Annotated in this window: 8 protein-coding genes; 2 read left to right on the top strand and 6 right to left on the bottom strand. The window is 54.3% G+C overall.

The window, feature by feature from the left end; genetic code table 11:
• Window positions 1-44 precede the first annotated feature (44 nt).
• The 5 genes from bcsD to ABGA49_RS13765 form a co-directional block, all read right to left on the bottom strand.
• Window positions 45-506: a cellulose biosynthesis protein BcsD gene (gene bcsD, locus ABGA49_RS13785; RefSeq protein WP_061493285.1), complete on the bottom strand. Its 462-nt coding sequence runs from the start codon at window positions 504-506 to the stop codon at window positions 45-47.
• A 12-nt stretch (window positions 507-518) separates the two neighbouring features.
• Window positions 519-4,220: a cellulose synthase subunit BcsC-related outer membrane protein gene (locus ABGA49_RS13780; protein ID WP_347665683.1), complete on the bottom strand. Its 3,702-nt coding sequence runs from the start codon at window positions 4,218-4,220 to the stop codon at window positions 519-521.
• A complete protein-coding gene (locus ABGA49_RS13775; protein ID WP_134318718.1) occupies window positions 4,217-6,541 on the bottom strand; it encodes a cellulose biosynthesis cyclic di-GMP-binding regulatory protein BcsB in 2,325 nt (774 codons plus the stop codon). Before ABGA49_RS13775 ends, ABGA49_RS13780 begins: the two co-directional genes overlap by 4 nt.
• On the bottom strand, window positions 6,531-8,648 hold the full coding sequence (gene bcsA, locus ABGA49_RS13770; protein ID WP_088237768.1) for a UDP-forming cellulose synthase catalytic subunit: 2,118 nt from the start codon (window positions 8,646-8,648) through the stop codon (window positions 6,531-6,533). Before bcsA ends, ABGA49_RS13775 begins: the two co-directional genes overlap by 11 nt.
• A gap of 189 nt (window positions 8,649-8,837) precedes the next feature.
• Window positions 8,838-9,146 carry a hypothetical protein gene (locus ABGA49_RS13765; protein WP_245191430.1) on the bottom strand — a complete coding sequence of 103 codons (309 nt, stop codon included), beginning with the start codon at window positions 9,144-9,146 and terminating at the stop codon, window positions 8,838-8,840.
• Window positions 9,147-9,797: 651 nt separating this feature from the next.
• Here ABGA49_RS13765 and ABGA49_RS13760 point away from each other — a divergent pair.
• Window positions 9,798-11,447 (top strand): EAL domain-containing protein, encoded by a 1,650-nt coding sequence (locus tag ABGA49_RS13760; RefSeq protein WP_088237769.1) that lies wholly within the window; start codon window positions 9,798-9,800, stop codon window positions 11,445-11,447.
• Between the two features lie 1,085 nt (window positions 11,448-12,532).
• The gene (locus ABGA49_RS13755) at window positions 12,533-13,855 is read left to right on the top strand and encodes a diguanylate cyclase (protein ID WP_061493290.1); all 1,323 of its coding nucleotides are present in this window, start codon (window positions 12,533-12,535) and stop codon (window positions 13,853-13,855) included.
• A 74-nt stretch (window positions 13,856-13,929) separates the two neighbouring features.
• Here ABGA49_RS13755 and ABGA49_RS13750 read toward each other — a convergent pair whose 3' ends face one another.
• Complete coding sequence (locus ABGA49_RS13750; protein ID WP_088237770.1) at window positions 13,930-15,072, bottom strand: PLP-dependent aspartate aminotransferase family protein; 1,143 nt, start codon at window positions 15,070-15,072, stop codon at window positions 13,930-13,932.
• Window positions 15,073-15,082: the final 10 nt, after the last annotated feature.

Genomic DNA, 15,082 nt, shown 5'->3' with positions numbered 1-15,082 from the left:
TGGTCACCTGATTGTTGATATATGGTGGAAATGCCCTTGCGAAATTATTCGCCAATGGCGTAACGGAAAATCAGCACATCTTCAGTGGCGTTGTCTTTCCAGCGCACGGGCACCTGATTGCCTGCGCCCTGCGACACCAACCACTGGGAATAGGCACCTTCCAGCACATAGGCGCTGGCACGACGCCAGCCCGCTTCATCACGGTATTCCGGTGCATGCGGCCAGGCGCAATGCAGCAGAATCAGCTCGCGCTGGGCGGGCGCCATCTTCACGAAGCCCCAGTTAAACAGCTCCAGCACCCGGTTGATGCTCGCTTCCAGTTCGCTGACGGTGGCTGCGTTATCAATGGGATACCACTGGGCCATCATCTGACCAATACGTCTCAAGGCGTCGGGATCTTTATCGCCACGACCTTCGGTGTATTCGTTGAAGAACAGATACACCAGATCGTGCCAGCCAGCCTGATAGTTGCGTTGTAAATAAGTGTCCTGATTGCTAAACATCATGTATCCCACGGTTTATTTGTTTTGATCGACGTAATATTTGAAATAAAACAACGCTTTACCTTCGTTATAACTGCCGAAGGTGTCATACCCCAGGTTTGCACCCAGAGCCAGGTTGTCGCTGAGGTGGTAGCGCGCATCCACGCCCAATGTGTAACCAATGCCGTTTTTTGACGTGGCTTTGTAAACTGCATCCACGTCGTCATCGGAACTGGCGTAACTGTTTAACTGCGATTGCAGCGTGTTGTGGCCCGGGAAGTAGTTACTCTTATCCTGTTTATAGGATTGGTAACCCACGGAGCCGCTCAGCGTCATATCCCAGTCGTTGATATGGCGAGTCAGTGACACCGGCAACGAGACCGCCATAAAATCCTGCGGGCTGAAATAGCCGCCCTGGCCGAGCGTGTAATAGCTGAGGTTACGGTCAAAGTTCATGTAGTTGACGTTGACCCCGACCTTCATCTCGCTGTCGTTGGTGCGCCACGGGCGCAGGTAACTGCCCGCCAGCATGTTGATCGAGTGGTTCGTCGGCACGTTAGTACCAACCCAGGTATCAAAACCCAGGCGGGTATAGAGACCAACCAGGTCGTTATCCCACGCAAACTGCGCGGACACGCCGTTACGGGTAATGCCCCCCCAACTTTCCCCGGTACTTTTATCTTTCACACCCACGTAAGAGAGCAGGCTGTCGGTGACCGCGCGGCGTTCCGCTTTCAGGTTCAGCGAGCTGTATTGTGTCAGTTTCGGTGTCCACTCCACGCCGCCGACTAAGCGGGTAAACTCGCCACCGGTCGGCGTGCTGCCAACATCCAGCTTGTAGTTGTCGCCGCTCAGACTGAGGTTTGCCGCCACGCCGTTGGCCTGCTGGCTACCCTGGCTGGAGGCATTGGTCGAGGTCGTCGTGGTGCTGGTGCTGGCTGCGGCTTCCGCCAGTTTTGCCGCGTGCTCCAGCGCGCCGGAACCAAAGCGGTTGGCGGACTCTCCCGACATCTCGCCTGCGTTCAGTGCCGTTGGCGTGACGTTCAGGTTGATGCGCGTGCTGTCGCCCACCGCGCCGGAAAGGATCAGCGGCGACTGGATCTCATCTAATGCGCTCAGGCCTGATTCACCATCACGACTGCGCAGCGAGATACCCGCGCTGGTCCAGGTGGCGCTCTTCTCTTGCAAGTCGCGCATCATCGTATTGATGCCGCTCATGGCGGTTTGTTGCGCCTGGCGAGTCGGCGAAGGCAGCGACATGACTGAGCTCAGTTCATCGCTGTCCTCCTCACCGCCTTGTTGCAGACGCCACTGCGCGGTGCGCAGCAGCGACATGGCACGCTGGTTCTCGCCGTTGGCTGCCGCTACACGTGCGGCAAGCAGCATATAATCCGCATCCTGACTGGGTTCCAGTGAAGCGAATGCTTTACGGGCATCGTCGTTATCACCTCGCGCCAGCGCCAGGTTAACAATCCCGGTCAGTGCCTGCTTATCGCGCGGGGATTTACGCAGCACGTACTGGTAGATCTCCGTGGCTTTCTCATCCATGTGATCGGCCTGATAAATGCGCGCGACGGATAACAGCAGATCGGTATTGGTCGGATTGGCCTGTAGCTCCGGCATCAGCAGGTTCCACGCTTTGCCAATCTGGCCTTTCTCTCGCAGACGATCCGCGCGAGCAATCAGGTTGCCGGTACGAATCGCATTGATCTCTTGCTGGCTGGCGCCATTTTGCAGCGCCGGTGCATTGAGAATACTCTCCGCTTCGGCAAACTGACCGGCCTGGTTTAGCACGCGGATCTGTCCTGCATAGTCCACTACGGAGCCGTGCAGCCCTTGCGCCTGACTATCACGCACCAGTTGTAGCGCGCCTGCGTTATCACCACTCTGCATCAACATCTCTGCAAGACGACCCACATCCACCGGTGTTTGCGGCGGGTTGCGTTTCAGCGCTTGCAAAGAGTTGCGTGCTGCCGTGGTATTACCCAGACGCAGGTAGTTACGCGCAACATCCAGTTGCTGGTTGAGCTGTACACGGGTGCTCAGTGCCGTCATATCGGCGCTATAGCTGCTGCGCGGCAGACGAGCCAGCAGGCTCTGTGCGCGTGACCAGTCGCTATCTTCAGCGGCATAAACGGCTGCGGCGTACAGGGCTTCTTTGTTGCTGCCGCCACGTTGCACCACGCCAGACATCAACGTGCTGGCTTGTTGCTTCTGCCCGGCTTTACGCAACGCCCGGGCATAATCCAGTTGCAGCCAGACGTTTTGCGGATATTTAGCGGATGCCGCTTGCAGGATTTGCATGGCGCGTGAGCTGTTCCCCTCCTGCAATGCCGCCTGTGCCGCTTTCCGTTCGTTATCGCCATTGTCCCCGACCGAGGCATAACGGGTACGCAGGTTAGCGGGCAGGGTGCGCAGCATGGCGTCGGCTTCCGCCTGTTTGTTTTGCTGTTTCAGTACCCACCACAATCCGGTACGGATGTCGGTATTCTGTGGGTGTCGCTCCAGTAACCGGCGGTAGACCTCTTCCGACTGCGGCAATTTGCCCTGACGGCGCAGGATGTCGGCGCGCAGCATATCGGCTGCTTGCTGTTGACTGGCGTCGTTAGTGGCGCTGCTGTCGAGACTGGCCAGGGCCTGATCGTAGCTGCCTTTCTGGCTCAGGTTTTTGGCCTGCGCCAGCGCACCGTAGTAACGGGCGTTGTCAGCATCTTTCGCCCACTGCACGCTGTTTGTGTTATTGGTGTCCTCTTGCGAGGCGCGGCGCAGATATTTTTCCGCATCGGCATAGTTATTCTGCCGTAATGCCACGTAACCCATCCCGGCCAGCGCATTGCCGTTGTTAGCGCGGTTTTGCAGCGCTTCGGCAAACTTATCCTTCGCATTGCCTAAGTCACCGCCATTCAGTGCATCGAAGCCCGCTTTGGTGGCATCGCCTTCCACGCTTTTGCGGTAGTGGTCCATCGGCGCGCTGTCTTCCGGGTGACGCTGTGCCCATGCGGTATACGCCGGAAGATCGGACGATTTCGCATCCAACCACAACAGGGCCTGTTGCAGAGCCTTATCGGCGTTTTTATCCTCCGCCGCCAGGCTGCTGAGCTGATTGATCCCTTCCCGACGCGTTTGCTCCTGGTAGGTCAACGCCATCGCCAGCGCCGTTTTGGTTGGCACATCATCCGGCATAATGCTGGCGCGCTGGCGCATAGCCGCCACGGCTTCTGGCCAGGTGGCGCTGTCACCCGCCATCGTCTGGTAATACTCCAGTGCCACGTCATCTGGCGGTGGGTTGCCGTTAAAGAGCGCACGCCATGCGGCAATCGACTCTTTAATTTGTCCACGACGCGCCAGTTGGCGCGCGGCGTTGAGTTTGTCCTGCGGAATGTTGCGCAGGGTGTTGGCGCTGGTCAACGCATTCAGGCGCGGATCCTGTGGTGAGATATCAGCGATTTTTTTACGCCAAATCTCAGACTGCTGAACGTTGCCCTGTTGCAAGTGATAGAGCGCCATCAGGTACATAGCGTCGATATTTTTATCATCGGCGGCCAGCACTTTTTGCAGCGCTTCCATCGCCATATCGTCATGGGCTTTGCTGTGCCAGTAACTGGCTTGCGCCAACAGTTTTTTTACGGCTGTGTCATTCCCCGTCGCATCGGCGCTATCAGCCGCCGCAGCCGGGTGGCTGGCTCCCATCAGACACAGCAGGTAAAAAGCGTGCGTCAGTTGTTTACGCGTATTCATTTCTTCGTTTTATCCTGCAAGCGTTGACGCGCATGGCGCTGAAGCGAGTGAAACAACATTGGACCGGACACGGCGGCAATCAGGCAGGCAAGAACCACCAACCAGACAACATGCTCGCTCGTGAACCACAGTACGCGCAGATAGCCAGGCAGATTGCCGCTGACGAACTGTTCACCAACACGCCAACTGTGGACATCACCCGTATTGCTGACCGCGGTAAAATCGCCGCCGGCCGCAGACTGGAATGCCGGTTTAGTCATATCCTCAGACAGTTGCGCCAGTTGGTGGTTGTCCGTGGCCGTCGCCACGACCACCACGCGTTGCGGGTTCCACGGAGAGCGCATGCTCAACAGGCCGCGCCACTGGTTGTTGTCGCTGAGGTATTCCGCGGCTTCCCTGTCCGTCAGCGGCTGATTGCCGCTCAGCAGCGACAGCACACGTCCCACTGCACTGGTGGTGTTGACCTCAAGATTGTTGCCATTGAGCGTAAACGCGCTGCCTTGTAAAAGCGGGTTGAGCTGCTCGTTATTGCTCAGGTTGCCAATCGCCAGCACATCGCTATCGGTCAGTTGTTGCTGGGCGTCATCGTGCCCCGGCATGCCGGTATAGAGGTGCAGGAAATTGGCGGTGACGCCGGTATTACGGCCGGACTGCGCCATCAGATTGAGCAGCACTGTCGCTTCTTCCACTGTGGGATGCGCAGCCATCAACACCGTTGTGTGGGCCAGGTCGGCGTTACGCGTGAACGGGAACATCGCGCCGCTGAACCAGGCCAGATTCGGCAGCTTGCCGTAGTGCCAGGAGCGGCTGAAATCAAGGGTCGAGTCCCCATCAATACGGCTCTGGATGTTTTCATCCGCCATGGCGTTACAGGGTGCATTTTTCTGTGCTTTCAGACCAAACCAGAAGCCCAGTTGGTTGCTGCCGAGAATGGCGCGCGGATCGATATTCACCACGGCGCTTTGTTGACGTTGCGATAAACCCAGCATTGACATCACCGGCGCCAGTAGACCTTCTTTGCTTACCGGCAGTCGTTTCAGGAACTCGCCATTCAGGCTGACGTTCAGGAAAGACTCGTCGTCGTCAATCCAGTTTTTCTGCGCAAAGCTGTAATTAAGGCGCAGCGGTATGGCGGAGCCATCCCACATAAACAGGTCCGGTGCGGTGCGGAACGGCAAACGATTTTCGCCGTGCCAGACGCCGTGTGCGATCAACGCGCCGTCATCATTGAGTAATGAGCGAACCGTCACCGGGCGATCGGTGTTGATCCAGCGAGGAGCGTCATACGCTTCGCGTTGTGCGATTTTCAGCGCCGGAACATCCAGTGTGTCACTATCTGGCAGGGCAGGTTGCGTCAGACGCCAGGCGGCCTGGCGGAGTTGCATTTCGTTATGTCCACTCACCACCAGCAGTTTGTAGGCCGGGTTTTGCGGGTTGTCGATAACCTGCAACGCTGCACCATTGCTTTGTGGGATCGTTACACCGCCAATCATTTGACCCGGTTTACCAATCAAAATGCCGTTGCCCGCAGGTAGCGCGTTGTACTGCACTTCGAAACGGCTTGGCCGACCGTTGCTCAGTGTGCCAAATTGTGAGGCGACAATGGCAGATGCCATCAGCACGTCGGCATCCGGGCTTTCCGGATAAGCGATGCTGACCGCCTGGTCTTTGGTTTGCTTCACGTCAAAGAACGGACGTGGGAACGTCCCCAGCGTTTTACGCACATTCAGCCAGAGCCCCTGATAATTTAGGGTCGATTCCGGTTGCAGTGTGACTTTGTAATCCGCAGGCAGCGGGCGCTGGCAGCTCCAGACGTTATTGATAATGTCGTCGCCGGTTTTCAACTGGAAGCTCAGGTTGTTACTGGAGGCGATCATCGACGCTGGCACATCCAGATTCCAGAAGCCTTTATCCTGTTGTAACTGATCCAGCGGGATCGCCCCCAGCGGTTGACCGTTGAGCATCAGTTGCAGGTTTTCACCGTTCACATCGCTACGGTTGACCTGCACATTAAGGCTGATATGCGCATCGGTGATCACCAGATCGCCGGGCAGGTTAAAGGAGACGCCGTTTTGCAGTTGCATACCGGAGAGCGTCAGCCCACCGGTTGCGCCCATATCACCAAAACTGAGCGTGCTGGCGATGTTCTGATTACTGGCATTCGCTGGCGCAGGCGGCGGTGTCTGCGCCGAGGTTGAACCTTGCAACGTAACCGGCAGCGGCAGCTCAGGCAGCGCATCGCTGTCCGTCGAGAGCGCAAAGGCCGTGCCGTTTACTGAGCACACCAGCAGAGTGGCAAGTGCGATGGGGTTAAAGCGCATTGTTAACCTCTTTCTGTTTCTTCGCGACCGTGGCCATCTGGCTGTTAAACCCATTGGTGCGTTTTTTCGGGCCAAAGAACAGTTCATATACGCACTGCAAAATACCGATAAAGGAGATCAGCGGGCGATCAGGCGCATGCGGTGGACGGTACCAGGCATCGGCGCGGGAGAGTACGACGCGCACCAACTTACGGCGTTCACTCAGCGGCAGCGTGTCAAACTCAAGGCGAATATCCCCCACGCCCATACCTGCTGCACGGATTGGCACATGGGCAATTTCACCACTGAGGCCCAGTTCGATTTGCACCGGGGTTTTGCGCGTCATATCTTCCCCTTTCACCAGCGCCACGCGTGCGCCGCCCATGGAGATGTCGAAGGTGCGGGTTTGCATCTGTGAGCCGTCGGTAAAATGGATCGTTACCGGCAGACGGGCGAAGATTCGGATGGTTTTGCGGATTTGCTTGGTCTCTTTTGCAACGGCAATAGAGGCCAGCAGAATAATGGTACTGAAGGTACCCCATGCGATGTTGAACAGGATCACGCGCGGGTCGATACCGGCGTAGTCATGCATAAAGTAGCGTACGCCAACCCAGATCATGCTGCCGACCATCAGAATGGTCGTGATGATCAGCGGACGAACGGTATGGGCGTCAAAGTAGTTTTTGTCGGTCAGATCGCCTTTATCCGTCACGTTGAACTTACCCAAACGTGGTGAAATCAGGCTTAACAACGTTGGCAGGATCAGGTGGAACGCCATCACCGTCTCGTAGATTTCGCCCCAGAACGCATAACGATAACGCCCGGTGATCCGCGAGTTGACCATCGTGGAAAGCACCAGGTGCGGCAGCACATAGGCAAAAATCAATGTTGCCGACGAGGAGATAATGTTGAGGTTAAACAACATGAACACCAGCGGCGACGTCAGGAATATCACGCGTGGCAGACCATACTGGAAGTGCAGCATCGCATTGAGATAACAGAGGCGCTGCGTCAGCTTCAGGCCACGGCCCAGCAATGGGTTATCAATACGGAAGATCTGCGTCATACCACGCGCCCAGCGAATACGCTGGTTCACATGCAGCGCCAGACGTTCTGTGGCAAGGCCGGCAGCCAGAGGAATATCCAGGAACGCGGTGTTCCAGCCGCGACGCTGCAATTTGAGCGCGGTGTGCGCATCTTCGGTCACGGTTTCTACTGCAAATCCCCCCACTTCGTTCAGTGCAGCACGGCGGATCACCGCACAGGAGCCGCAGAAGAAGGTGGCGTTCCAGTTGTCGTTACCCTTTTGCACCGGGCCATAGAACAGCGCACCTTCGTGCGGAACGCGTTTCGCCGCCGTCAGGTTACGTTCAAACGGATCCTGGGAGTAGAAGTGGTGCGGAGTCTGGATGAGGGCCAGTTTGTCATCGCGGAAGAACTCGCCAATGGTAGCCTGCAGGAATACGCGGGTCGCCACGTGGTCGCAGTCGAACACGCAAATCAGCTCGCCATTGGTCACTGTCATCGCATGGTTGAGGTTACCGGCTTTAGCGTGGCTGTTATCCGGGCGCGTGATATAGCCGACCCCAGCTTCAGCAGCAAAGTCACGGAACTCATCGCGCTTGCCGTCGTCGAGAATATACACTTTGACTTTATCTTGTGGATATTCGATGCACTGCGCAGCAAGAACGGTATCGCGAACGACCTCGAGACTTTCATTATAAGAAGGAACATAAATATCGACGGTCGGCCATGTCGATTTATCCTGAGGTAACGGAGCAATAGGGCGTTCTAATGGCCAGGCCATTTGAATATAACCCAACAGCAAAATCGTCCACGAATAAATTTCAGCAGCAAACAGTAAACTACCCAGCAACATTTCCAGCGTGGAGTCAAAATGCAGCGTCGTAGTTGCACGCCACCAGATATAACGCGTTGACATCAGCAATGAAAGTGTGAGCATTGCCAGTACGGCTTTCTTACCCTTTATTCGACCAAGAATGAGCACGGCTGCCATCACGCTAAGACCGAAGAGGTATTGCTTATCGCTGCCCATTGGGGTGATGATCACCAGCAGGGATAATGCTAACAACATCAGCGTGAATATAATTCCGATGATTTTTTTCATGTTTGTATCATCTTGCACAGAAAATAATAAAGGTACCCCGGCATAACAATGTTTCCGGTTACCTGTTAAAAATCATGACGCATTCTGCTGGCCATCAAATTAGTCATAGACCGATAGCATCACCTGCAGCAGGTCATGAAAAATTGTGCTGATTATTACCATGTGTGGATCCCACATGGCTGAACGGTATTATTTGCCAATTACCGTAAATAACATATCCAGCCGCACCGGATTACGTTCACGGACTTCAAATTCCGCCGGACGGCTGATGGCCGCAACGCTTTCCATAATCGTATTTGCCGGTGTGCTGAACGCGTTTGGTGCAGCGACCGGTGCCGGTTTGCTTTTCGGCCAGGAGATAGTGTTAGCCGGTACGTCTGCTGGCGCACTGGCAGGGCTCACTTCTTTGCGGCTGACAGCCGGGATTTCAGTGATTGCCGCTTCGTGTTTTTCGTCGCTGGCGTCGGAGGTGACTGCCGTTGTGGTTACTGCTTGCATAGTAGCACCATCTTCTTCATTCATTTCCTGGAAAGAGACACCGGACATTTTTAGTTTTCCAGCCAAAGAACCTAAATCATCATACATAGTATTTGCCTGACCCCGATGTGTTGAATACGAGCTATAATAAGCAAGGTTGTCTTCTCTATTTTCCGGGTTATTCAGCGGAAACGTAATAAACCAGGTCTTTCGTTAAGATAAATTTCAGACATTCGGTTTATTTGAGAATTTCCTCATATACTGTCGGTGGGGAGCGGTTAAGGTCAAGTGACGATATCAATAAATTAGGATGCACTTATTAGGGTTTTCTATGAATGCTGGCTTTATTTATTACTGTGCGTCGAGACAAAGCCGCAGGTAGCACGGCGTTGCGGGGTGTGAGAGGTAAAATTTATCACATGGATTGTTAGTTAAACTTTTTATTAATAATTACCCGACATCAATTCTTCACAATTTATTCATAATTTCTCGATTTTTGTGCGCACTGTCTTTATCGGAAATTATTTTGGATTCTTTAGCGATTAATTAATGTTTATATATTGAGACCATCTATAAATCATCATTCTCTATTAATATAGCTGCTGAGTGATATTGAACCCTTTAATACTTTCAATTAGGATGTACCCGAACACTTCTTTAAGAAAAACGATTATGCATTCTGAAAATGATATTTTCGGCTCTCAGAATATGCTTGCCGCACTCGAAAATGTTCACGATGCTGTCGTACTACTTGATAGTACGGAAACCGTGTTTTTTTTTAATCGCGCAGCTGAGCAATTATGGGGCTATCCGCGGATTTCGGTCCTCGGCTGTAAGGCGTCAACCATTCCGTTGTTTGGCGCTATCGATGTGCTGTCCTGCGAAGCAGAAAATGAGCAGGCACTGACCGTCATTACTGCAACCGGCGAAGAGACGTCGCTGGCGGCAACCATCAGTTATGACGGACCAGAAAATACGGGCGCACCTTGTCGTGTTGTGGTGCACATTGACCAGGAGCGTGTCACTAAACTTTCAACCTTTGACCGTCTGACCGGGCTGCCGAATCGTAGCGCGTTGCATCAGTATATCGATCAGATGATGACCAGTAGCGAGCATGCCCGCGCGGCGTTCTTCTTTCTCGACCTGGATCATTTTAAAGACGTTAACGATGCGCTCGGCTACGCCGCAGGGGATAACGTGCTGGTGGCCATCGCGCAGCGCCTGCGCACTGAGTTTTCCCGCCAGGGGTTTGTCAGCCACGCCGACAGCGACGCGTTTGTGCTGGTGATCCCGGATTGCGATAGCACTCGGGCAACCAGTATCGCGCAGAAAATTCAGGCGCTGTTCCGCATGCCGTTTAAAATTGCCGATCTGGCGTTAAATGTGACCGTCAGCACCGGTATCAGTCTGTATCCGGATCATGGCGTTTCACGGGATGGTTTGCTTAAGCATGCTAACCACGCGTCACATCTGGCGAAAGCGGCGGCCTCCGGCGGTTACCTGTTCTTCAGCACTGAGATGAACCAGGTGGATCAGGAACGGCTAAAACTGGCGGCGGCGTTGAAACTGGCAATCGCCAGCAATCTGCTGCATTTGCACTATCAGCCGCAGGTTTGGCTTAAAAATGGCGAGCTTTATGGGGTCGAAGCGCTGGCACGCTGGACCGATCCGGTTCTTGGCGATATTCCCCCCGGAAAATTTATCGCCCTGGCCGAAGAGACCGGCGAGATCGAGGCCATTGGTCGCTGGACGCTCCATGAAGCTTGCCGCCAGATGGCGGAATGGCGCAATAACGGTATTGATGTACCCGTGGTGTCGGTTAATCTGTCGCCGATCAACTTCTATAACAGCAGCCTGCCTAATTACATTTCGTATCTGCTCCGGCAGTACCGTATTCCGGCCAGTTGTCTGACCATCGAGATCACCGAAGGGGTGATGATGGACAAGCGACCGGAAACGATGGAAGTGATTTGCGCCGTGCGGGAGTTAGGTGTTGGGTTGTCGATGGATGATTTTGGCACCGGTTTCTCTTGCCTGTCCCGACTGGCGCATTTACCGATGACTGAACTGAAAATCGATCAGAGCTTTATGCGTGATTTGAGCGAAGGCAGCAAGATGAAAGCCATCGCCACCACGGTGGTCAAAATTGGTCAGAGTCTGCATCAGACGGTGGTTGCCGAAGGTGTGGAAACGGAACAGCAGCGTAATCAGTTACGCGATCTGCAGTGTGATATTGCGCAGGGTTATCTTTACTCCCGCGCGCTCACGGCGGCAGCGCTGGCCGGTTGGCTGCAAAGCAGGCCGCAAAGTGAAATGATTTAAGAGTGAGTTTGCACGGTAGCAGTGGCCCAGGCTTGAAAGGATAATCAGGCCGGAATAATCCCCCCGGTGCGCGTCCAGTGCCGGGGGATTATTTTTTGTTTCCCCTTCAGCAACGGAGTCAGATAAGTTTCTACTCTTTTACGATTTGCCCACTCAGGCAATCCGAATAATGGGTATACATTATTCCCGCCTTGTTTTTATAAGAAAGATTTCTCGCCGAATTAACTAAAACACTTCAATATGATAAGTAATAAGCAAAACCCTAGCATCCCCCATGACATGTGACGGTGCGCCTGACGGGCCGGATTAGTACTGGTTGTTTTATTTTCGCTATTGTTAATACGCATAAATTTACAATACCCGACGTTAATGATAGCCCACGCCAGGCCTTGTGGCACGGCGCTTCACAGGAGCGAACATAGGTATAGCAAGCCGCTGCAATAAATGCAGGAAGGCTCTTTTTTGTTTTATAGATGCTTTTAATTAATTCGCTTATATATATAGACAGGTCGCGATGATTACCTTTTTTTCTTATGCGTGCACGACGATAATAAGCGAAGAAAATTTATATTACCTGGAAAAAAATAAAAATCCATGCGGAAATTTGCGTTTGGGATAATAAATTTATTAAGATAGGTTGACTCTATAATTACCGGTTTGGTTGGGCTGGAGAACAAATAAATAACGGTGATTGGGTATTTATCCTGGGCAACATTGGGCTGGGAAAGGGAAGCGGTATTGTGCTGGCGTGCACAGGGATAACGAAAAAGCCTGATGCATTGCGTCCCGGCAAGGCTATCATGACTTATCGTAATGGATGTGGGGCGCGACAGGGCCAGAGCAGATCCTGGTAAGTAGAAAGCACTTAACAATAATTATGCAAAATGAGTGCAAATCTGATTCACTTTCACAGGGTTAGCCTGCAGCTTAGGCATGACGCGAAGTTATCTATTTGTGGTGAATTGTTTGCGGCTGAAGGTCATTCTGGCAAGGCGTGCGATTTTAGCGGCCAGGTATGCTTTTCGCCTTTCACCCTATCACCAGGCTGTTGTTAAGCGCATAGCGGGTCATGCGGAACAAAAATCATGAGTGAAAAAAGACGGACAGACCACAGGGATGAAGACGTTAAGCATCTCTTTGAGTTGCTCAATAATAATTCAGATTGGGTTTGGGAAGTGGATGCTCAGGGGCGTTATACCTGGTCTTCCGATGTGGTGACGGAGCTGCTGGGTGTGCCACCGGAAGAGGTGATTGGCAAAACCCCCTTTGATTTTATGCCACCGGGCGAAGCCGAACGCGTTGCCGGCGCTTTTGGCGCTATCGTGATGGAGAAGCGCGCGTTTTCCGGGCTGGTAAACCGTAACCAGCGTGCTGATGGAACCATTGTGGTGCTGGAAACCAGCGGTATTCCGCTGTTTGACGATAACGGTGAACTGTGCGGGTACCGTGGGATCGACCGCAACATTTCCACGCTTGGCGAGCGCGTCCTGCAACTGGAGACAATCTATGAAACCACCCCGGTGGCGCTCTGCATGATCGATCGCCAGGGGCGGCTGGTGATGTCCAATAAAGCGATGGCAAAGCTGTTGGGAGAACGCGCGCCGCACGGTGCGGAGATCCATTTCCAGAGCCTGATGCCAGAGTACTGGCACTTCTTTCGTACGGACTTTGAACTGGCGGATGGCGGAGAAACGTTGCCTTCACGAGAACTGGGCTGGTTTGATCGCTGCTACGACATTCAATCGGTGCCGGTTCGCGATGCGATGGACAATGTTATCGGTCTGTCGGTGACCTGGGTGGATATTACCGAGCGCCGTCACGCCGAACAGAAACTGGCGAGTGCCAACAAAGTGCTGCAACAATATGCGCAGCACGATCATCTGACCGGGTTGTTTAATCGCCGCTATATGGATGAGTGCCTGGTGGCGGAGATCACTCGCGCCATGCAGGACGATTTCCCGCTGTCAGTCTGTCTGGCGGATATTGATTACTTCAAAAACTACAACGATACCCACGGTCATCAGGCGGGGGACGACTGTTTGCGCATTGTTGCCAAAACTCTTACGTCGTCGCGCCTGCGTAGCGGCGATAATGTGAGCCGTTACGGCGGTGAGGAGTTTCTGATTATTTTGCCCGGTACCGATCTGGTGCAGGCGCTGGGCGTGGCAGAAGTGGTGCGCAGCAATATTAATGCGCTGGCGTTACCGCACCATGCCAGTCCGACCGGTTATTTGACCATCAGCATCGGCGTGGCAACCCTGCATGGCAAGCAAATCTCTATTGAGGATAAACCGCTGCATATGATTGCCAGTGGGTTGATCCACCTGGCTGATACCGCGCTCTATGCGGCTAAAAAACAGGGTCGCAATCAGGTGGTTTCCGCGCGGGATGCCTACACCGTTCCCTGAATTCGCACATCGTCCGTGGTGGCAACGCCCCACCGCGCTTGCGCCGATGTGCTGACGCGGTGGGGCTCTCCGGTTTACAGCAATGCCTGCCGCCAGTCTGCAATCAGATCGTTTTCGTCTTCAATGCCTACCGACAGACGGATCAGTTGCGGCGTAATACCGTTGGCCAGCCGTTGTTCCAGCGGAATGGAGGCATGGGTCATGCTAAAAGGCTGACTTACCAGGCTTTCCACACCGCCAAGGCTTTCCGCCAGGGTAAATAACGTCAATTTGTTGATGATGGTCGTCGCCCGCGCATCATCGCCTTTGATCACCACCGATATCATGCCGCCCGGTAGCGCCATCTGCTGACGCGCAAGCGCGTACTGCGGGTGTGACTCCAGCCACGGGAACCACACTTTTTCCACCTGCGGCTGTTGCTCCAGCCAGCGTGCGAGCGCTAACGCGTTGCTGCTGTGTCGTTCCACGCGCAGCGCCAGAGTTCGGATCCCACGCAGCGTCAGGAAGCTACTGAAGGGATCGAGTACGCCGCCGATGGCGTTTTGCAAATAGCCCAGTTTCTCGGCAAGCGCCGGGTTGTCACCCACCACCGCCAGCCCGGCCACCACATCGGAGTGTCCGTTCAGGTATTTCGTGGCGGAGTGCACCACAATATCGAACCCCAACTCCAGTGGGCGGTGGATCACCGGGGACGCAAACGTGTTATCCGCCACGCTCAGCACATTATGCCGTTTGGCGATAGTGGCAATGGCCGCCAGATCCGCCAGTTTTAGCAGCGGATTCGTGGGCGTTTCCACCCAAATCATGCGCGTGTCCGGTCGGATGGCGGCTTCCAGCCCGGCGAGATCGTCGGGCTTTACCCAACTGACCCGTAACCCGGCGCTCCGGCGGCGAACATTTTCAATCAGGCGGTAGGTGCCGCCGTAGACATCATCGACAGCCACCAGGTGACTCTCTTTATCCAGCAGTTCAAGCACGGTTGAAATACTGGCGAGGCCAGATGCAAAGGCATAACCGCGCGTGCCGCCTTCCAGTTCGGCAATGGCGGTTTCCAGCGCATGGCGCGTCGGGTTGCCGCTGCGCGAATATTCATACCCGGTGTGCTGACCTGGCGCGGGTTGGGCGAAGGTTGACGTGGCGTAAATTGGCGGCATGACTGCGCCGTGTTGGTCGTTGAATGTGCCGCTATGGACACTCTGCGTTGCCAGTGTTTTCACTCTCTTTTCC

It is taken from the genome of Kosakonia sp. WA-90 (genome assembly GCF_039871955.1).
Classification (GTDB): Bacteria; Pseudomonadota; Gammaproteobacteria; order Enterobacterales; family Enterobacteriaceae; genus Kosakonia; species Kosakonia oryzendophytica.
Note: the sequence above shows the minus strand (reverse complement) of the source record. Positions and strands in the feature narration are given on the sequence as shown.